General features: G+C 70.0%; 13 protein-coding genes. 5 read left to right on the top strand and 8 right to left on the bottom strand.

Annotation, left to right across the window (positions count from 1 at the left end; all coding sequences use genetic code 11):
- Positions 1 to 271: 271 nt before the first annotated feature.
- The 5 genes from ACEZDG_RS04910 to ACEZDG_RS04890 all read right to left on the bottom strand — a co-directional run bounded on the left by ACEZDG_RS04910 (position 272) and on the right by ACEZDG_RS04890 (position 8,746).
- Positions 272 to 1,804: an FMN-binding glutamate synthase family protein gene (locus tag ACEZDG_RS04910; protein ID WP_380502793.1), complete on the bottom strand. Its 1,533-nt coding sequence runs from the start codon at positions 1,802 to 1,804 to the stop codon at positions 272 to 274.
- Between the two features lie 154 nt (positions 1,805 to 1,958).
- Positions 1,959 to 6,050, bottom strand: a complete 4,092-nt coding sequence (locus ACEZDG_RS04905) for a discoidin domain-containing protein (protein ID WP_380502790.1) — start codon at positions 6,048 to 6,050, stop codon at positions 1,959 to 1,961.
- A 258-nt stretch (positions 6,051 to 6,308) separates the two neighbouring features.
- Entirely contained in the window at positions 6,309 to 6,734 is a 426-nt protein-coding gene (locus ACEZDG_RS04900; protein ID WP_380502787.1) for a hypothetical protein, read from the bottom strand.
- A gap of 213 nt (positions 6,735 to 6,947) precedes the next feature.
- On the bottom strand, positions 6,948 to 7,883 hold the full coding sequence (locus ACEZDG_RS04895; protein WP_380502785.1) for an XRE family transcriptional regulator: 936 nt from the start codon (positions 7,881 to 7,883) through the stop codon (positions 6,948 to 6,950).
- A complete protein-coding gene (locus ACEZDG_RS04890) occupies positions 7,880 to 8,746 on the bottom strand; it encodes a helix-turn-helix domain-containing protein (RefSeq protein ID WP_380502782.1) in 867 nt (288 codons plus the stop codon). The genes ACEZDG_RS04895 and ACEZDG_RS04890 overlap by 4 nt, the downstream gene beginning before the upstream one ends.
- A 242-nt stretch (positions 8,747 to 8,988) precedes the next feature.
- On the opposite strand from ACEZDG_RS04890, the gene ACEZDG_RS04885 reads away from it, so the two are divergent.
- On the top strand, positions 8,989 to 9,735 hold the full coding sequence (locus ACEZDG_RS04885) for a hypothetical protein (RefSeq protein WP_380502779.1): 747 nt from the start codon (positions 8,989 to 8,991) through the stop codon (positions 9,733 to 9,735).
- A 101-nt stretch (positions 9,736 to 9,836) separates the two neighbouring features.
- On the opposite strand, the gene ACEZDG_RS04880 is transcribed toward ACEZDG_RS04885, so the two are convergent.
- A complete protein-coding gene (locus tag ACEZDG_RS04880; RefSeq protein ID WP_380502776.1) occupies positions 9,837 to 11,141 on the bottom strand; it encodes a serine hydrolase domain-containing protein in 1,305 nt (434 codons plus the stop codon).
- Between the two features lie 265 nt (positions 11,142 to 11,406).
- Between ACEZDG_RS04880 and ACEZDG_RS04875 the strand changes: the two genes are divergently transcribed.
- A complete protein-coding gene (locus tag ACEZDG_RS04875; protein WP_380502773.1) occupies positions 11,407 to 11,649 on the top strand; it encodes a WhiB family transcriptional regulator in 243 nt (80 codons plus the stop codon).
- A 119-nt stretch (positions 11,650 to 11,768) separates the two neighbouring features.
- On the opposite strand, the gene ACEZDG_RS04870 is transcribed toward ACEZDG_RS04875, so the two are convergent.
- Entirely contained in the window at positions 11,769 to 14,222 is a 2,454-nt protein-coding gene (locus ACEZDG_RS04870; RefSeq protein WP_380502770.1) for a hypothetical protein, read from the bottom strand.
- A gap of 497 nt (positions 14,223 to 14,719) precedes the next feature.
- On the opposite strand from ACEZDG_RS04870, the gene ACEZDG_RS04865 reads away from it, so the two are divergent.
- Both ACEZDG_RS04865 and ACEZDG_RS04860 read left to right on the top strand, forming a co-directional pair.
- Positions 14,720 to 15,922 carry a glycoside hydrolase family 75 protein gene (locus ACEZDG_RS04865; protein WP_380502767.1) on the top strand — a complete coding sequence of 401 codons (1,203 nt, stop codon included), beginning with the start codon at positions 14,720 to 14,722 and terminating at the stop codon, positions 15,920 to 15,922.
- A 333-nt stretch (positions 15,923 to 16,255) separates the two neighbouring features.
- Positions 16,256 to 17,416, top strand: a complete 1,161-nt coding sequence (locus ACEZDG_RS04860) for a DNA gyrase subunit B (protein WP_380502764.1) — start codon at positions 16,256 to 16,258, stop codon at positions 17,414 to 17,416.
- A gap of 48 nt (positions 17,417 to 17,464) precedes the next feature.
- Here the strand turns inward: ACEZDG_RS04860 and ACEZDG_RS04855 are convergent, their stop codons facing one another.
- A complete protein-coding gene (locus ACEZDG_RS04855; RefSeq protein ID WP_380502761.1) occupies positions 17,465 to 18,655 on the bottom strand; it encodes a serine hydrolase domain-containing protein in 1,191 nt (396 codons plus the stop codon).
- A 226-nt stretch (positions 18,656 to 18,881) separates the two neighbouring features.
- Between ACEZDG_RS04855 and ACEZDG_RS04850 the strand changes: the two genes are divergently transcribed.
- Entirely contained in the window at positions 18,882 to 19,502 is a 621-nt protein-coding gene (locus tag ACEZDG_RS04850) for a dihydrofolate reductase family protein (RefSeq protein ID WP_380502758.1), read from the top strand.
- Positions 19,503 to 19,613: the final 111 nt, after the last annotated feature.

Below are 19,613 nucleotides of genomic sequence, written 5' to 3'. Positions count from 1 at the left end.
GGCAGGCGGGGGAGGGGGCGGCCGGGAGGGCAGATGCACTGGCGGGAAGGTGGGCAGAGGGTGGGAGGTCCAGGGCAAGCGGTAGGGCGGGAGGGCACCGTTGGAGGGGTAGGCAGGCGGGAGGGTAGGGCAGGTGGGCGGCCAGGGCATATGGGGGACCAGGGCAGATGGGTGGCCAGCCCGGGCCGGTGGCCGGTCAGGCCAGACGGGCGGCCGGCCCAGGCAGACGGGCGGCCGCCCCCGGCAGCTGGCCGCCCCGGCAGACGGGGCGTCAGAGTGTCGGCCTCGCGGCGGTGAGGAGCTCGGTGAGGTCGGTGGCGAGGTGTGGGCCGAGCTCGCCCCAGCCGTCCTTGTAGCCGTAGACGCCGGCCAGGGTGCGGGCCTCGTAGTCGCCGTTCAGGATCTCGATGTCGTTGGCGGTGATCAGGGCGGGGTGGGCGACGCCGACGGCGCTCGAGACCTTCGTCAGCTCCTTGCGCAGGGTGCGCAGGTAGGCGGCGGCCCGGGCGGACTTGGACGCCGGGTCCAGGCCGTGGGCCAGCCACGGGTTCTGGGTCGCGATGCCGGTGGGGCACTTGTCGGTGTGGCACTTCTGCGACTGGATGCAGCCGATCGACAGCATCGCCTCGCGGGCCACGTTGACCATGTCGGCGCCCAGGGCGAAGGCGACCGCGGCGTTCTCGGGCAGGCCGAGCTTGCCGGAGCCGATGAAGGTCAGCCGGTCGGTCAGCCCCAGCTCGGCGAAGGTGCCGTAGACCCGGGAGAAGCCCATCCGGAACGGCAGCGACACCGAGTCGGCGAAGATCCGCGGCGCGGCGCCGGTGCCGCCCTCGCTGCCGTCGACGGTCACGAAGTCGACGCCGCGGTCACCGTGCTCCATGAGCGTGGCCAGCTCCTGCCAGAAGCCCATCTCCCCGACCGCGCTTTTGACCCCGACTGGCAGACCGGTCTCGGCGGCCAGCAACTCGACGAAGTCGAGCATCGAGTCGACGTCGCCGAAGGCGGAGTGCCGTGACGGCGAGGCGCAGTCCTTGCCGACGGAGATGCCGCGGATCGCGGCGATCTCCGGGGTCACCTTGGCGGCGGGCAGCATCCCGCCCAGACCCGGCTTGGCACCCTGGGAGAGCTTGATCTCTATCGCCCTGACCGGCGCGCTCGCGACCACCTCCTTGAGCTTGTCGAGGTTGAAGCTGCCGTCCTCGTTGCGGCAGCCGAAGTACCCCGTGCCGATCTGCAGGACGATGTCGCCGCCGCTTCGGTGGTACTCGGACAGGCCGCCCTCGCCGGTGTTGTGCATGGTGCCCGCCAGCGCTGCCCCCTTGTTGAGCGCTGTGATGGCCGCGCCGGAGAGCGATCCGAAGCTCATCGCCGATATGTTCACCACGCTCGACGGCCGGAACGCCTTGGCCCGCCCGCGCGGGCCGCCCAGCACCTTGGCCGAGGGCAGGTGGGCCTGCGGGTCGTGTGCGTCGGGCAGGGCGCCGGCGGCGAAGGTGCGCTGCTTGATGTAGGCGTGGCCCTGTACGTGCTCGACGTCGACCTCGGTGCCGAAGCCGAAGTAGTTGTTCTCCTCCTTCGCCGACGCGTAGATCCAGCTGCGCTGGTCGCGGCTGAACGGGCGCTCCTCCTCGTTGGAGGTCACGATGTACTGCCGCAGCTCGGGCCCGACCGTCTCCAGCAGGTACCGGGCGTGCCCGAGCACGGGGAAGTTGCGGAGCAGTGCGTGTCTCTTCTGGACGAGGTCGCGGGCCGCCACCAGGGCCACTGCGGTTGCGGCTACCGCGCCGATCTTCCGGGCGTGCATGAACGTTTCCTCCTTGAGGCACGGCACCGTTGCCGTGTGCATCGTAGGAGGCAATGTGGACGGGCCCGTGGCCGGGGTGCTGATCCCGTGCGGGCGCGCGTGGGCCGCCGCGCCGAGGAGGTCGCGGCGGCCCACGGGGACGTCCTGGACGGTGTCAGGCCCGCACCACCGCCCGCGGGACGTTGTAGCCCTCCAGCTGCAGGGCGGGCCGGCCCGAGGGCAGCGCCTCCGCGGGCCAGGAGAGGGTGACGGTGCGGGACTCGCCGGGCAGCAGCCACACGTAGTTGTCGCCGTAGAGCGTCGGCAGCACCCGCTTCCCGCTGCGGTCGTCCAGCAGCGACAGCCGCACCATCACCGCGACCGCTGTGCCGCGGTTGCGGAGCGTCGCGTCGAGGGTGCGGCGTGTTCCCGAGCCGGAGGGTCGGCCGACGGTGGCGGAGACCTTCGCCGCCTTGGCGCTGTTGAGCGCCTTCATGTCGGCCGGGTCGCGGTAGCGCCAGTAGGTGTTCTCCGACAGCAGTTCGCCGCGGCTGCCCTGCAGGCTCAGCCGCAGCAGGTGGAAGTCGGGCAGGCTGCCGGCCCAGTCCGCGGTGAACGCCGCTGCCGTGCTGGACGGGGCGAGGTCGACCTTCGTCTGCCGGGCGGAGCCGAGCTGTCGGCCGCCGAGGTCGTACGTCCGGGCCGTGACGGTCACGCCCTTGAGCGCCTGCGGGGTGTGGTTGACGGCGAGGACCTGCCAGTTGTCGGGGTCGGCCTGGACGTGGACGGCCTCGCAGGCCTTGCGGGCGCCGTAGTAGGTGCCGTTGACGTCGAAGTCGTAGTCGTAGGTCTGCCAGACGGTGCTGTGCCAGGCCGGGTGGGACATCCACAGCATCAGGCCGCTGGCGTCCTCCCACAGGTGGGCGTTCCAGGCCTCGAACATGGCGCGGGTGTTCTCGTAGTTGACGAACTGTGCCTTGCGGGTGAAGTCGTCCAGGCCGGTGGCGGTGTCGAGACGGGTCTCGATGGCGGCCTGGTAGTTCTGCGGGGCCTGGTTTCCGTGGATGCTCCAGTCGTGGTAGTACCAGGCGCCGCCGATGGGCCATTCCGGATCGTCGCCGACGAGGTTGCGCATGCTCGCGGCGGTGGAGACCACGGGCATGCCGATCTCGGTGTGGAAGCCGAAGCCGCCGCTGCCGTAGGTGGACGGGTCGTAGTACTGCGCGGGCTCGACCCAGTTGTAGGGGCCGCCGCCGCTGATGATGCCGCCGGCCGAGTTGTTCTGGTAGAGGATGCCGGGCGCCTGCGACTGCACGGCGGTCCGCATGCCGGTGTCGATCGCGGCCGGCGGGTTGCCCTCGTTGGCGCCGCACCAGACCACGACGCAGGGGTGGATCCGGTAGCGCAGCACGGTGTCCGCGGCGATGTCGTTGTACGCCTGGTGGTCCGGCGGGTCCATGCCCCAGGCGTTGGGGAAGTCGTTCCACACCAGCAGGCCGTGTTCGTCGCAACTGGCGAAGAACTCCTCGCGGTTGCTGGAGCCGACCCAGTTGCGGATCATGGTGAAGTTCATGTCGCGGTGCATGCGCACGGCGGCGTCCATCCGCGCGGCGGGCATCCGGCGCAGTAGTTCGTCCCAGCCCCAGTTGCCGCCGCGGGCGAAGACCCGCACGCCGTTCACGCTGATCTTCAGCGGCACGGGGGCGTTGTTCACGGACTTCACGTCCGTCCAGGCCTTGCCGTCGTCGGACACCTGGATCGTGTACGCCTTGGGGAAGGCCGCCTCCCAGACGACGACGATCCGGTCGAAGGACCGGGAGGAGCCCAGGTCCACCTGGATCCACTGGTCGTCCGCGTACTGCGAGGACCAGCGGGTGCCCAGGTTGCCGTCGGTGGCGTTGCCGGGCTGGTGGTCGTCCTCGTCGTAGCTGGAGGCGGTGGCGGTCCGGTGCAGGGCCAGGTCGGTGCCGGGCGCGGAGCTGTCGACCACCGACAGGGACCACAGCGAGTTGCCCCAGCTGGTCGCCCGGATGCCGCCCTGGAGCCGCACGTAGCGGGCGGTCCGCGCGGTGAAGTCCTCGGTCTGCAGGCTCGCGTCACCGCTGTTGAAGGGCAGCGGTACCACCGAGTTGTCCACCGACTTCGCATCGGTCCAGGTCGAGCCGTCCGCGGAGACCTGCACCAGGTACGTCTGGGCGTACGCCTGCTCCCAGGTCAGGTCGACCCGGTCGAAGGCGACCGAGGAGCCGAAGTCCACTTGGATCCACTGGTCGTCCGCGTACTGCGAGGACCAGCGGGTGCCGGCGTCCCCGTCGGTGGCGTTGCCGGGCTGGTGGTCGTCCTCGTCGAAGCTGGAGGCGGTGGCGGTCCGGTGCAGGGCCAGGTCGGTGCCGGGCGCGGAACTGTCGAAGACCGACAGCGACCACAGCGAGCTGCCCCAGCCGGTGGCCCGGGTCAGGCACCTGATCCGCAGGTGGGCGGCCTGCTGCGGGCCGAGGTCGACGGACTGGGTGTATGCGTCGCCCGTCGCGACGAAGGGCAGCGGCACCTCGTACTCGTAGCCGAACTGGCGGATGCCGAAGCGGGTTTCGCGCCGGTCGCTCTGCTGCCCGTCGACCGAGGCGGTCAGCGTCAGGTCGTGCAGGTCGGGGTCTCCGTAGCCGTTGGGCCACCACAGCCGGGGATTCCGCAGCTTCAGCTGCGCGAAGGCGTCGGGGGCGAAGGCGACCTCGACGCTCTGGCCGGCCGGCACGGTGACGGTCCTGGAGACCGACACGTGGTCGAACGCGGCCGAGAGGGTCACCCGGTGGTCGGCGGTGTCCGCGTTGCGGACCGGCACCACGATCGTCACCTCGGCGCTGCCGGTGTCCGGCAGGTCCGGGAGGCTGGTGTCCACCCGGGGGTCGCCGATGACGGCGTGTCCGGTCGAGCGCAGCCGCACATGGTTCCAGATCCCGGAGACCCGGTCGCGCACGGCCGGCATCCAGTCCCAGCCGGAAACGGCCAGGTAGGTCGGTGAGTTGAGATTCATCTGCTGCGCCCCGGCGTCCACCCAGGACTGCCCGGCCGGTCCCTTGTCACCGGGGCTGCCCGGTATCGGCATGGGCGTGATCTTCACGGCCAGTGCCTGCTCGCCGTCGGCCAGCAGCGCCGTGATGTCGTGCGCGGAGCGGGCGAAGGGGTAGGTCAGGCCGCCCACCCGCTGTCCGTTGAGCCAGATGTCGGCCTGGTGGTTGACCCCGTCGAACTCCAGCCAGACATGGCGGCCGGCGCCGGTGTCCAGGCCGTGCGGAAGGCGGAAGTCGCGCTTGTACCACCACGAGTGGCGCGACAGCGCCTCGGGGACGAGCAGGTTGTTCAGGCCGGAGACCGGGTCCGGCAGGTGGCCCTGGTCGACCAGTGAGGCCAGCACCGTGCCGGGCACGGTCGCCGGAAGCCAGCCGCTGGTGTCGACGGTGGTACGGGACAGGTCGGCGCCCTCGCCGCCGGCCCAGTCGTCCATGGTCAGGGTCCAGCCCGACTCCAGCGGGACGGTGCCGTCCGCGGCGGCCGTCAGCTCGGGGGCCTGGTGGTCGTGGGTGCCCCAGTCGGTCCAGCCGGTGGCCGCGGGCCGGTGGCCGGGCGCGGTGCCGTACACCTCGAAGCCGTTGAGGCCGAGCGGGTTGGTGGTCGAGCGCTTGCGCACGGTCAGCCGCACCCAGCGGGCCGTGACCGGCTTGTCCAGGGTGATGTCCACGACGCCACCGGTGCCGGAGGTGGTCCGGTACGCACTGGTCCACGCCTGCTGGTCCCGGGACGTCTCGACGACGAAGTCCACCGCGTAGCTCGACAGGATCTCCTGGCCGGTGGTGCCGTCGGACCAGTTGCCGCTGGTGGACGGGAGGAACACCGGGTCGCCCTGGGCGGCTTCGAAGGTGAGGCGGAGGGAGTCGACCGCGCAGTCGGCCTGGAGGTCGACTGAGATCCACTGCGGGTCGCCGGCGGCGGCCCGCCACCCGCTGCCCTTCACCCCGACCGAGCTCAGCTTGTCCACCACGAAGGCGCCGGGCGTGGGCGCGTAGTCGGTGGACGACACCGCGACCGGGCGGTAGGCGGCCAACTCCCCGGACGCGGCTGCGCCCTCGGGCCCGACGCCGGTGACTGCTCGCGCCGGGTCCGCGGCGAAGCTGCTCCCGGGGAACGCCAGCCCCAGGCCGAAACCTGCGAGCAGGGTCGATCCGGTGGCGACGACCGACCGGCGGGTGAGGTGAGGCGGCTGATGCGACATATGCGGCAGATCCATTCCCGAGCGGCCGCGACGGAGCGAGCATCCCGACTCGACTCCGCCTGGCGGTGTGAACCTATGACAACGTTGCCATACGCTCCGCCTTCGCTCCGCCGCTGTCAAGGCCGACCGCGCCGCCATCGATCGGACGGCAGGTCAGGACCGTGACAGCGACGGCTGCCGCTGCTGCCGGCGCAGCAGGACAGCGATGGCGCCCCCTGGTGGCTGTCTCGGACCGCAGTCACCAGGGGGCGCTTGACCTCACTGGTCCGTCTGGACCCAGGAGTAGACGCCCGACACGGAGTTGTTGGTGTTCTCCTCCTTGACGATGGTCTGCACCTTGTCGCCCGAGCGGACGCCCTCGATCGGCGAGCAGATGAACGCCGGGTGGCCGCCGGGGGCGATCTTCTCGTAGTCGTTCTGCCACAGACGGGTGTTGGCGGTCTCGTCGAACAGGATGATGTAGATGTTCGCGTCCGAGGTGGCGCTGCGCCACGACCAGCAGGACTGGGCGTTGGTGGAGGCCTGGACGAGGTTGGAGTTGCCCTCCTGGCCGTAGGAGAGCTTCGCGTACCAGACCGAGCTGGTGCTCGCCTGGGCGATGCCGGAGCCGATCAGCGCGAGCGAGGTGGCGGCGGTCAGGATGCCGATCGTCTTCGCGAGGCCGCTCTTCTTGGTGCGGGTCATGGACCTTCTCCACAGTGGTGGTGAGTGGTTGCGGCACCGAGCTTGCAGCCTGGGCGTGCCGGAGGCCATGACGGTCAGCCAAGTGCCGACCTTACGGGTCATCACCTGTACTGACCTGCAATGATGCCGGTGGATTTGACGGTGCCGCGGGTCGCGTCCGGCGTAACGGGCAGGGGCGTGGTGCGTGTTCGGGTGGGTCCTGGGATTCGCGGGTCAGGGCCGCGGGGCGGTGTAGCAGCCGAGTTTCGCCCCGGACGGGGTGGTGAGGCAGGCGGTCAGGGCGGGGCCTGGGGTGGTGGTGGCGATCAGTGGGGTGTAGACGAAGGGATCGATGTCGCCGGGGTGGGTGACCTCGACGTGCTGGGTGGGCTGGCCCGCGGTGGTGAGGGTGAGCCGGTCCGCGGGGTGCGCGTTCCAGACACGGGCCCAGGCCGCCCGGCACTGCGGGTTGTAACGGATTTCCAAGCCGAAGCCGCCCGGCTGCTGCGTGTGGAGAAGGGTCTGCGGTTCGACACCGCAGCCGGTCGTCTGGGGATCGTCCCCGGTGCAGGCGGTGCCGGTGCAGGCGACATGGAAGCCCGTGGAGACGGCGGCGGACCTGACGGTGTGGCCCGGGGCGGGGGCCCGGCCCCGGTTGTGCACGGCGGCCAGGGTCAGGACCAGGGCCACGCAGCCGAACAGCCCGACCACGACGGCGACGACGAGGGCCGCGGCGGCGGTGCGCGGACGCTGCCGGGCCCGTCGGCGGCGGGTCAGTGTCGGGTCCGGAGAGTCGACGGGCGGGTCGGCGGCCGAGCCGTCGGGCTGGTCGGCAGGGTCCGGCTGGGCGGGCTGGGGGAGACTGCTGTGCGCCGGTGACTCGGGAGTGGTGGCGGGGGCCTGCGGGTGGGTGGTGGTGCGCCGGCTCCAGGCTGCCTCGGCCAGTTCCCACAGGGCACGCGCTCGTGCGTCCGGCTCGTTTGCCGCACGGCACAGCAGTTGGACGGCCGGCCAGGGCGGCAGCGAACGGCCCGACAGATAGCGCTGCCAGGACGACTTGCTGTACGGCGAGTCGGCGGCCAGCGCGGACAGGGCCAGGCCCGCGCGTCCCCGCAGGGCGCGCAACTCCAGGGCCAGCCGGGTGCATTCGGGGGGAGGCGTCTGTGTCATTTGCGCAGCGCAGCCCAGGTCTTGGGGCCGACCTGGCCGTCGACGTCCAGGTGCAGGGTCTTCTGGGCCTGGATGACGGCGTAGGAGGTCAGCGGGCCGAAGTCGCCGTCGATGCCGCCGGGGGAGATGTGAATGCGCTCCAGGAGGCACTGGAGCTCGGCCACCTCGGGTCCGGTGTTGTCGACGACCACGTTCGCGGTGCGGGTGTTGCTGTTCCCCGCGTACCAGAGGCCGTCCCGGCGTACAAAGGTGCAGGTGTAGGGGATCTGACTGGGCACCAGCGCAACCGGGTGGGCGGCGACCGGATGGACGGCCAGGGTTGTGGGCTTGCCCTGCCCGGAGCTGACGATCAGCCCGGAGAGGGTAGCCCCGATCGCCGCCGAGACCACGGCCGTCAGCACCAACCGCGGCGTCGGGCCGCGTCGGCGCGGTGCCCGCGACCGCACCCGCGTCCATACCGACTTCCTACCTCCGGCCGTGGCTGCCGACCCGCTCGGGTCGCTCCGGTCGGGCCCGTCATCGGCCGTGGTGCCCTCGGCACTGCCTGATTCCTGCTCCCGCTCCTGCCCCTGGTCGGGAGGGACGGGGTAGGTGCTGCGGCGCCAGGCGTCGACCGCGGCTTCGTGACGTGCCAGTAGGCGCACTGGATCTGCTCCCGCCAGCGCGGCCAGTGCCTCGACCGCGCCGCTGGGGGGAAGCTGTTTGCCGCCCAGATAGCGCTCCCAGGAGGAGGCGCTGTACCCGGTGCGGGCCGCCAGGCGCCGGTGGGTCAGTCCGCTGTCATCCTTGAGCCGGCGCAATACCCCGATGAACTGCACCACTGCCGGGTCCAGCCCTGCAGGAAGCGCTTTCCAGCGCGTCATATCCCCCACCTGTTCCGGTAATCCACGAGGCGTCACCCCATGGCCTCGGTCCGCGATAATAGCCGCATCGGCCGAGCCCTCGAACAGCGGCCCGGAGGCGGTAAGGATCATGAGTTCCGCTCCAAGCCGGGACGCGCTGCCGAAGAAACCTGCCCGACCAAAGTCTGACTTCTGCTCCGCGGGGCGTACCGGCACTGATATACCAGCGTTGGCACGTTTTCTCTCGGGGGTGGGACGCGGTCATGGAAAGCAGAGCCAGAGCGGGATTCCTCATGGGCGGGAGCGGTTTCGCCCTTTTGTGGTTAGCATTTCCCGGGCTGTACGGGATCGATTACAGCCCGCCTGCACACTCGGCCGCAGCGGCCGTCGACCTGACCAAGCTGAAGGATTTCAAAGGTACGGTCAGCTCTCCGACCGGTGGGGTCTTCAATGGATTCAGCGGACCTGCCGACTTCCACGGCGCATTCATTGCTATTTGCGTCATGTTCGGGATCGGGCTGCTCGTCATGGTCACCGGAATCGATATCGAAGATGCCGTGGGGCTGGCGAAGGTCCTGAAACTGGGTGATATTGGAGCGAAGATCTTCGTTGTTGCGACGTTCATCTGGGGATTCTTTTTCAATCACACGCCGAACGAGATCCGCGCCACCTTCGTCCGCGACCTCGGCGGCGGACCGGCGGCAGTGGCGGACTCGAAGTACCTGACCGCCTCACTCGGCCTTGGCACTCTGCTCCTGTTCTTCGGGCTGCTGGTCGGCTTCATCGGCATCAGCCCGGCCGGAGGATGCGCGCTGGTCTCGCTGTTCGTGCTGTCGTTCATCGGACTGATCATCTACGCCTCCGTCGCCGGCAAGGACAGCCACAGCACCCCGCCCTCGGGCGTCAGCGCCTCGCCCTCCGCATCGGCGGCCCACCACGCCGTCCCCAAGCCGAAGCCCAAGCCGAAACCGAAGCCGGCAGCCCACTCGACCACCCGCCGCCCGGCATAGCCGCTGCACCGGGCCCGGCGGGTGCTGGAGGTCTGAGGGGGCGTCAAGCGCGGGCCCCGCCGTGGGGACGGTGGGGCCCGCGTCGGCGGCGCGCGGTCGGATCAGCGGTGGAGCGAGTAGGGGGTGAGGCCGGTGGTCTCCTCCCGGGCGACGTTGACGGCCGCCGCGGCGGACCTGCGGGTGGCCGAGGGGGACGCCGGGGCTCCGCAGAAGACCGGGTCGAGCGCGGTGCGCTCGGCGGCGAAGACGGTGGAGTTGTTGGAGGCGTCGGCCGAGACCGTGAGCTGCCGGGAGCCGTCCTTGGTGGTGTAGGAGTAGGTCTGGTAGCCCTGGAGGATGCCGTCGTGGCCGTACACCTGGATGCCGCAGGAGAGGGTGTACTGGCGGATGCCCAGGCCGTAGAACGAGGTGCCGGTGGTGTCGGCCGGCTGCGTGGTCTCCATCTGCGCGAGCTGCGCGGCGGGCAGCAGCGCCCCTGAGGTGAGGGCCCGCCAGTAGCGGTTGAGGTCGGCGGTGGTGGAGATGGCGGCGCCCGCGGTCCAGATCCACGAGGCGGTCTGCTCGGTGGCGTCGAACAGCGGCTCGGAGCGGTCGTCCTGGGTGAGGTAGCCGACAGCATGCGGGCCGGCGATGTCCGTGCGGGGAACCACGAACGAGGTGGCGGTCATGCCCGCGGGCCGCAGGATCCGGTCGGTGAGCAGCTTGGCGTAGGGCTTCCCGGTGACGTGCTCGACGAGCAGGCCGAGCACCACGAAGTTCGTGTTGGAGTACGCGTACTGGCTGCCGGGTGTGAACTGCGAGCCGTGGGTCAGGGCTCCCGCCACCAGGTCGGCCGGGGCGTAGGTGCGGTAGCGGAACTGCTGGTAGCCGGTGACGGTGTCGCCGACCAGAATGCCGGGAAGGTCGTTGCTGTAGTCGTACAGGCCGCTGGTGTGGTCCAGCAGTTGCCGCACGGTGATCGGGGAGCCGGCCGGCAGGACGCCCCCGGGCAGGTATCCGACGGCGGGCGCGTCGAGGTCGACCTGATGGCGGGCGACGAGCTGCAGGGTGAGCACGGCGGTGAAGTTCTTGGTGATGCTGCCGACCCGGAACCTTCCCCTGGGATCCACCGGCGCCCCGGTGGCCAGGTCGCCGGTCCCGGTGCTGACCGTCCCGCCGGCGCCGCCCCGGTCGCTCACCAGCGCGAAGGCCCCGGGCGAGCCGGCCGCGACCACGCTCGCCAGCGCCTGCCGCAGACCGGGGTAGTCGGGCGCCGGACCGGACGCCGCCGAAGCGGCGCCGGCCGGACCGGCGGCGAGCAGGACCGAGGCGGTGGCCGCCAGCGCGCCCACCGCGGAGGCGGCGGCACGGGCGCGGCGCCGGGTGCCGGCGGATGGACGGGGAGAGCCGAGGAAGCGGGAAGGCAAGACGAGCTCCAGTTCTCTGACGGGACGATTCTGACGGGACGATCGGGTCGGCCGCCGCAGCGGCTGTCGATCACTACTCGTACACACGTCCCGGGGCGTGACCGGGTTGCATCTGACGGAGCCGCGGTCATCAGCATTCCCTGCCGTCCCTTGTTCTGCGTAGAGTGTGAGGTCAAGGGCCGGATCAGGGGAGAGGACGGCGCTGGTGGACGCAGAGGGCTGGGCGGCGCAGGGGTTGTGCCGGAAGCTGGAAGATCCTGACGTGATGTTCGTGGACGGAGCGGAGCAGCAGCGGGTCAAGGCCGTGTGCACGGGCTGCCAGGTCCGCACCGCGTGCTTGGGCTACGCCCTCGACGAGCAGATCGACCACGGGGTCTGGGGCGGGCTGACCGCCCGGGAGCGGCGGCAGTTGCGGCGCCGCCGCCCGACCGTCAAATCCTGGCGGGCGCTGCTGGAGGCGGCGCAGGCCGAGCACGCGCAGCAGCCGGGCACGACGGCCGCCGCGTAGGCGCCCTGCGTTGGCGCGGCGCCGCCGCGGGCGGTGGCCGAAGACGCCCCGGGGCGCGGATGGCCCCGGGGCGTCGGTGGGTCGTGGGTCGTGGGTCGCTGGGTCGTTGATTGGCTGGGTCAGATGACGATGCGGTCGAGGTTGGGGCCGGTGCCCGCCGTGTTGGCGATGGCGAGGGAGTTGGTGCCGGCCTTGAGGGTGACCTGGACCTTCAGGGTGACCACGGTGTTGTAGTCCGGTGTCGCCGGGAAGTTCACGGTCTGGGTGACGCCGCCTGCGGTCACGGTCGCGGTGTGGACGCTGCCGACGCTCATGAAGTAGATGGTCATCGGATAGGTGCCGGCGGTGGGTGCGGTCACCGAGAAGGTGGCGCTGCCCAGGAAGCTGATCTTCTTGCCGCCGGAGCAGTGCGCGCAACTCGTGACCGTGGTCCCGGTGCCCAGGGTCGCCTTCTCCGCCTCGTAGGACTTCCCGGGGGAGGTGGGCGGCGTACTGCTCGGCGGAGTCGACGTCGGTGTCGAGGTGGGCGTCGAGGTGGGTGTCGGGGTGGGCGTGGGCGTGGGTGTCGGGGAGGTGGTCGGTCCACTGGTCACCGGGGCCACCGTCTTGAGGAAGAGCGACTGACCGGTGTCGGTCCGGGACGCGTCGACGCCGTGCCCGCCGGTGTAGTCGTTCTGCTCGTTCTTGGCCCAGTCGGTGATCGGCGTGCCGCCCACGTCGAGCGGGTGGTAGACGCCGCCGGACGGGCCGGCCACGCCGAACTGGTAGATGGTGTTCTTCAGCGGGTAGTACGGCTGGTACGGCCCGCCCGCGGACAACTGCTTGGTCATGGTGTTGTCGAAGAAGACGTTCTGCGGTCCGGCCGCGCCCGACCACTTGATGCCCTTCTGGCCCGCGGTCCAGTAGATCGGGAACCAGTTGGAGGTGTCGGGCGTGGTGGTGGCGCCACCGTCGTCGCCGCAGTTGGACTTGCAGTTGCCGGCCCGGTGGTCGTACGGCACGGCCTGGGTGTTGAGCTCGATCAGGTTGCGGCGCTCGTAGCCGCCGTGCAGGTTGAAGTCGGAGTCGATGTCGTTGCCGATCGCCACGTTGTCCGATGCCGACCACTGGAACGTGAAGTGCCGGAGGTTGCGGGTGACGTTGTCGGCGTAGAGCGAGTCCCAGACCCGCGAGCCGCGGAAGTAGCCCCGGCCGCCGGCGCCCTTGTTCCAGGAGCCGTCCAGGAAGTTGTCCTGGATCTGGACGTTCTTGGCCTCCTCGGTGACGATCGGGTGGGAGCCGGTCATATAGCTGCGGATCCCCTGCACCCAGTCGTTCACCGCCCACTTGAGGACGATGCCGTTCATCTCGGCGTGCGGGTCCATGTTGCCGTAGTTCTGCACCGAGTCGGCCTGGTTGAGGTTCGACATCGGCTGGGTCATGTAGAAGTTCTCCAGGCCGACCCCGACGACCGGCTCCACGATCGGCGACGCCTGGCTGGCGTAGACCGAGCCGTCGATCGGCGCCGAACCGTCCGAGGTGGAGTCGATCGGCATGTCGTACTCGAGCGGCTTGTCGATCGTGACCGTGTGGTTGGTAGTGTCGACCGCGCTGATGGTGAAGATCTGCTGCCGCATCTGCAGGTTCTCTTCGGGGTACGTCGTGCTGACCGCGTCCATCGACGCGTAGAACTTCTGCGAGTTGGCGGCCATCATATTGACGAAGCCGCCGACCTTGAAGTTGGTCATGTTGGCGTTGGTCGCCAGGTAGACGACGGTGTCGCCCTGCCGGGCGGCGTACGTGGTCTCGCCCGGCTTGGCCCGCAGTTTGACGCCGGCCTTCCAGTGCTGGTTGATCGAGCCGAGGAAGATCTCCTTGCGGTTGGCCGGCGCGGCGTTGTACTCCGACTGGTAGGACGGGTCGACCGTGCGGGAGCTGACCCGGAACAGGCCGGTACCGGGCCAGGCCCAGCCCATGGTGCCGTCGCCCGAGGTCATGTTGTCCCCGTCGGAGTCGGTGCCGTCCGGGGTCAGGGTGTCGTACAGGGTGTTGGCATCCGGGCGGTACTCGAACGAGGTGCCGGTCGCCGGATCGCTGCCCGAGCCGCGCAGGATCGTGTAGTTGGCGTCGACCTCGATCTCGTGGGTGACGTTGAGGACACCGGCCGGGAAGGTGATCAGCGACAGCTTGGTGTACGAGTTGGTCGGTGAACAGGTGCTCTTGAGCTTGTCGATGGCGGCCTGGATGCCGTTGGTGTCGTCCTTGCCGTCATTCGGCACCACCCCGTACGTGGAAGCCAGTTGGGCCGGGGTGATCTGGCAGGACGCCGACGGGTTGATGTCGGTGGCGTCGGGCAGCGGCTGGCCGCCGCGGTAGCCGGCCTTGCTCCAGTCGGGCAGCCCGGGCAGCGGGGCGCGGCGGTTGGCAGCCGACAGGTCGAGTGCCCGCAGCACGGGCGTGGGGGTGACGCCCGGGGGCACGGCGGACGCACCGGTGGTGGTGGCGGCGGTCCCGGAGGCACCACCGACCGCCACGACGCCACTGGCCAGCAGCAGGGCGAGGGTTGCACCGAACGCTAAACGGCGTCTTTTCATCGATGGCATGGGAGGTCCCAACATGAAGGGGGCGGGGGTGGTGGAGCGGACACCGCAAAAGAGCTTCCGGTCACGGTGCGGGGAGCGCAGGCAGGCCATGCGGACAGACGGAGATCGACGTGCCGACGTGGGATTCGCCGCGTTCGGCGGCTGAGCAGGATGGTGCCGAGCCCGTGCCGCAGGCGGGGGTTGGCCTCACAGCACAGCAGCCGCAACGGCCGGAGAACGCTCGCTTAACCTCTCGTTCGAGAGTTAACCCCCGGCCGTTGTAACCGTCAAGGGTTCTCGTAAGGAAACTTTCCTAACTAGAATCGACCCCTACCGGTGCGGTCGCCGCCGGACTGCTTCCGGACGGCACGTCAAGATCGTTAATTGCACGTCGAGTTGGAGGTGCAGATTTCGTAAATCTAATTAACGAGATGATTGCGCACCGGGGGTCGGAGGTGCTTCGATTCGTTAAGTAATCTTACCAATGATTGACGGAGGCCCCCACCGCCATGTCATCGACCCGTACCCGCCTCGCCATAGGCATCGCCGCGGCCCTCGCGCTCGCCACCCCACTGGCCATCGCGAACGCCGACGCCGCCACGACGCTCCCCACCGTCCTCGCGGCACACCCGGCCGCGGCACCGGCCGCCACCACGTACACGGCCGCCCAGGTCCTGGCCGCCATCCAGCAGCACTCCACCTCCGCCACCCAGGTCAACACCAAGCCCCACATCAACACCATGACCCGGGCCCAGAACGTCAACGTGTACCAGCCCGCCTCCGGCGTCTTCGTCTACACCTCCAGCATGGCCATCGACGACGACGGCAGCGACCCGGACCCGGACCCCGACCACCAGGGCGAGACCACCTTCCAGGACAGCAGCGGCAAACAACTCGCCGCACACCACGTACCGTTCTACGTCCTGGGCGACGACTGCTGGGACAACAAGACCCCCTGCCCCCACTTCTTCTACAAGGAACACGGCATCTCCGGCCGCCAGTTCGCGCTGGTCTTCTACAACGGCAAGGCCATCGGCGCGATCTTCGGCGACACCCAGACCGGCAACTCCCAGACCACCTCCGACAACGACTCCCGCGAACTGGGCGAAGCCTCCGTCAAAACCGCCAGCCTGCTCGGCATCCCCAGCAGCGGCACCACCGGCGGCGTCGACAACGGCGTCACCGTCGCGATCTTCTCCGGCCCCTCCTGGGTCGTCAACGGCACCAACGCCAACCTCAGCGACAACGCCCAAGCACTGGTCCAAAACGCCCTCAACACCCTCGGTGCGAGCCTGGCGGGGGGTACGACCACTCCGCCGCCGCCGAGCGGCACCCTGTTCGAGGCGGAGACCGGGACCCTGTCCTCCGGTGGCACCTTCGACTCCAACCACCTCGGCTTCACCGGCACCGGCTTCGCCAACCCGGCCAACGCCGTCGGCGCCTACGTCCAGATCCCGGTCACGGCGACCACCGCCGGCACCAAGACCCTCAGCTTCCGTTACTCCGACGGCACCACCGCGGCGCGGCCCGCGACCATCACGGTCAACGGCACCTCCCGCGGCACCCTGAACTTCCCGGTCACCGCCAACTGGGACACCTGGTCCACCGCCACCATCTCGGTGCCCCTGAACGCGGGCGCCAACACCGTCCGGGTCACCGGCACCGTCGCGGACGGCCCGGCCAACATCGACTCGGTGACCGTCTCCCAGTAGACCCACCGTCCGGATACGCACCGGCGCCGGCCGGCGGCCCACCCCCGCCGTCCGGCGCCGGTGTCTCCCGGGGTGAGGCCCCGTCAGCCTCACGGGGCGGCCCCTGGCGGGAATGTGAATTGGTGACCTCGGAGCCGCTGGAAACGGTGTCGTACACGGCTTCGCCGGGCCCGCCGCAGCGATTTCGCACCGGTTCGCAACCTCGGGGGCGGCGGCCTGCGGGGAGGCTGTCAGTCGCCCGTCCAGCCCTCGGTAAACACTGCCTGAGCTGGTGTTTTTCAGGGATTCGCCTACGCTGGGGAGTTCTGCTGGACTGCACCGGAGGGGACGCTCGTGGGCGAGGAAGCCACCAACTATGACGCCAGTCAGATCCAGGTGCTGGAGGGGTGGGAGGCGATCAGGAAACGGGCCGGGATGTACATCGGCTCGACCGGTGAACGCGGCTTGAGTCAGCTCGTGTTCGAGGCCGCAGGCCGGGCTGTCAACGATGTTCTGGCCGGTCGCGCCAGCCACGTGGACATCACGCTCATGCCCGACGGAGGCGTGTGCCTCGCCGACGACGGGCCGGGCGACGGCGTCGACGAGGTCGGCGGCACTGGTATGCCCGGCCTCGAAGCCCTGTTTACCCGCATGCAGACGAGGACGTGGTCTTGCAGCCGGCGTGACGTGGAAATGGACCTTTGCGGGGTGGGGCCCTTTGTCGTCAATGCCCTGTCGAGTCGGATGACAGCCGAGGTGCGGCGCGGGGGAGTGCGCTGGATTCAGGAGTACGCGCGCGGGGTGGCCCTGACCCCGCTCACCGAGGCGGGTGCGTCGACCGGAAGCGGGACCACCGTCACCTTCTGGCCCGATGCCGAGATCTTCGGATCCGCTGAGCTCTCGTTCGAGGCGCTGACCGGGCGCTTCAGGGAACTGGCCCTGCTGAACCGGGGTTTGCAGGTCTCGCTGACCGACCGGCGCCGCCCGGGGGAGTCGCGGGCGGTGAGGTTCCGGTACCCGGACGGCGTGCGGGATTTCGTAGCCCTCCTCGACGAGCGGGAGGCGCCTGTTCATCCGCAGGTGATCGGCTTCGAGCAGGAGGAGCCGCGGATGGCGGGGACGGTGGAGGTGGCCCTGCGGTGGTGCGGCGGCGCAGGGGAGCGGGTCCGGAGCTTTGCCAACAGCCGGCCCACTGACGGGGGTACGCACGAGCGCGGCTTCCGCGAGGGAGTGGCGGCAGCGGTCACCGCGTACGCACGGCAGCGGCAGCTGCTGTCCACGGCCGACGCCGACCTCGACGCCGAGCGTGTCGCCGAGCGCGTCGGTGAGGGTCTGACAGCGGTGGTGTCGGTGAAGCTGGACGATCCCGAGTTCCTGGGCTCCACCTGCGGCGTGCTGGGCAATACCGCGGTGCGCGCCTGCGTCGGACAAGCCGTCCAGGAGCGCCTCGGCGGGTGGCTGGAAGCACACCCGGAGCACGCCGCAGCCGTCCTCGACCGGATCATCGGGCGATGACCAGGTGTTGGGGCAGGTGCGGTGCGGTGCGGTGCACCGCGGCAGCCGTCAGCTCGGGGGGACCGTGCCGTCGTAGACGTTGTCCGGGGTCGCGATCCCGGTGATCGCCCGCGCGAGCAGTGAGGACGGCTCCTGGCCCTGGAAGCCGACGTCGGTGTTGGTGAGGATCACCAGGGTGGCCTTCCGCGCGGGCAGGTAGACGGTCACGCTCTGGTAGCCGGGGATGGAGCCGTTGTGTCCGATCCATCCGCCGGTCTCGAAGATCCCGAGGCCGTAACTCGTGCCGGGGAAGCCGGTCGGAAGCAGCTTGAGCCGCTCCCGCTGGGTCTGCGGGCTCAGCAGCGCGCCGGTGGCGAGGATCTCGGCCCAGCGGCGCAGGTCCCGCAGGTTGGAGATCATCGCCCCGGCCGCCCAGGCCCAACTCGGGTTCCACTGCGTGGAGTCCTCGACCTCACCGCTCAGCGTCTGGTTGGTGTAGCCGCGCGGGTGCGGCGCGGGGAACTCGGCCCCGCGCGGGAACAGCGTGTGGTGCAGCCGGGCCGGTCGGAGGACCCGCTGGTGGATGAAGTCGATGAGATCGAGGCCGCTGACCTTCTCGATCACCAGGCCGAGCAGGATCAGGTTGCTGTTGCAGTACTGGAACTCCTCGCCCGGCGCGAAGGTGTTGCAGTGCTTGAAGCCGTACGCGAGCACCTCCTGCGGGGTGAACGAACGGTTCGGGTCGGAGAGCAGCGCCTGCGCGAAGTCCGGGTCGGCGCTGTACGGGAACAGGCCGCTGCGCATCTCCGCGAGCTGGCGCAGCGTGATCAGGTCTCCGTTGGGCACGCCGTCGACGTAGGCGCAGATCGGGTCGTCCAGGCCGACCCGGTGATCGTCGACAAGCTTGAGCAGTGCGGTGACGGTGAACGTCTTGGTCTCGCTGCCGATCCGGGTGAAGAGGTCGGCGGTCATCGGCTTGCGGTCGGCGGTGTCGGCGACACCGGTCGCACGGACGTAGCTTCCCTGGCCCGGCAGCCACAGTCCGACGACGACGCCCGGAATCCCGGCCTGCACGCGGACGTCCTCGACGGCCGTGTCCAGCCGCGAGGCCAGCGCGGGATCGAGGCTCGCGCTCCTGCTCTTGCTCCTGCTCTCGCTCTCGCCGTCGACGGCAGCGGCGGACGTCGATGCCATCGGGGCCAGCAACGGCGCTGTGAGCAGGGCAGCGGTGAACGCACGGCGGGAGAGGGGACTCTGCATCTCGGGCGCTTCTTCCAGTCAGGGACGTAGACGCCCACATCACCACCCCCGCCCCGGACGGACGCCCCCATCCGCCCCACCCCCCGACAAGTCCACTCGTTCGGAGCCATGCAGCGGGGCACAGTCGCGGAGGGAGTGTCGTGCTGTCGGATCGGGGTGGTGGCGTTCGTAGGAGGGGTGAGGCCTCCCGCAAGGGGCGGCACCGAGGCAAGGGGAAGGGCGGATCGTGAAGCTGACGACCATGACTCAGATCACCGTCGACGGAGTGGTGCAGGGAAACGGCGGCGCGTCGGACGAGGACCGCAGGGGTGGGTTCGAGCGCGGCGGATGGGCCCTGGGAAGGGGCGACCACGAGACCGTGGCGTTCATCAACCAGACCTACCAGCGCGCCGACGCCTTCCTGCTCGGGCGGCGGACCTACGAGCTGTTCGCCCGCTCGTGGGGCTCCTTGACGGTCCGGGACGTCCCTGGCTGGGAGCCCGTCCTGCGGGCGTTGAACACGCGGCTCAAGTACGTGGCGTCAGCCACACTCGCCGATCCGGCATGGTCCGGCACCACCGTCCTGACGGACGAGCTGGCGACCGCCATCGCCGCTCTGAAGGCCGAGCCGGGGGGTGAGCTGCAGGTGCACGGAAGCGGCACCCTGATCCGTTGGCTGCTGGAGAACGATCTGGTCGACGAGATGACTCTTATTGTCATTCCCTTGGTCCTCGGCCAAGGCACGCGGTTGTTCCCGGACGCCGGCCCGGATCTCGCGCTCGACCTGGTCGAGTCGCGAGTCGACTCCAAGGGCGTGGCGATCCAGGTCTACCGGCCGGCCGGGCGCCCGCAGTACCCAACGGCGTGAGCCCCTGACCTTCGTCACGGTCCCCGGCCGTGGCAGCAGCAGTGTTGGACGGCCACGGCCTGCTGCTGCCCGGCCGGTGCCCGACCACGGACCCGGCGCCATGCGCCATGC

The organism is Streptacidiphilus alkalitolerans (genome assembly GCF_042511045.1).
GTDB lineage: Bacteria > Actinomycetota > Actinomycetes > Streptomycetales > Streptomycetaceae > Streptacidiphilus > Streptacidiphilus alkalitolerans.
Note: the sequence above shows the minus strand (reverse complement) of the source record. Positions and strands in the feature narration are given on the sequence as shown.

Coding starts and splice junctions, on each gene's coding strand:
- ACEZDG_RS04905 (WP_380502790.1), bottom strand. CDS start 6,050: ATGTCGCATCAGCCGCCTCACCTCACCCGCCGGTCGGTCGTCGCCACC.
- ACEZDG_RS04885 (WP_380502779.1), top strand. CDS start 8,989: ATGGAAAGCAGAGCCAGAGCGGGATTCCTCATGGGCGGGAGCGGTTTC.
- ACEZDG_RS04895 (WP_380502785.1), bottom strand. CDS start 7,883: ATGACACAGACGCCTCCCCCCGAATGCACCCGGCTGGCCCTGGAGTTG.
- ACEZDG_RS04855 (WP_380502761.1), bottom strand. CDS start 18,655: ATGCAGAGTCCCCTCTCCCGCCGTGCGTTCACCGCTGCCCTGCTCACA.
- ACEZDG_RS04870 (WP_380502770.1), bottom strand. CDS start 14,222: ATGAAAAGACGCCGTTTAGCGTTCGGTGCAACCCTCGCCCTGCTGCTG.
- ACEZDG_RS04900 (WP_380502787.1), bottom strand. CDS start 6,734: ATGACCCGCACCAAGAAGAGCGGCCTCGCGAAGACGATCGGCATCCTG.
- ACEZDG_RS04910 (WP_380502793.1), bottom strand. CDS start 1,804: ATGCACGCCCGGAAGATCGGCGCGGTAGCCGCAACCGCAGTGGCCCTG.
- ACEZDG_RS04875 (WP_380502773.1), top strand. CDS start 11,407: ATGTTCGTGGACGGAGCGGAGCAGCAGCGGGTCAAGGCCGTGTGCACG.
- ACEZDG_RS04890 (WP_380502782.1), bottom strand. CDS start 8,746: ATGACGCGCTGGAAAGCGCTTCCTGCAGGGCTGGACCCGGCAGTGGTG.
- ACEZDG_RS04865 (WP_380502767.1), top strand. CDS start 14,720: ATGTCATCGACCCGTACCCGCCTCGCCATAGGCATCGCCGCGGCCCTC.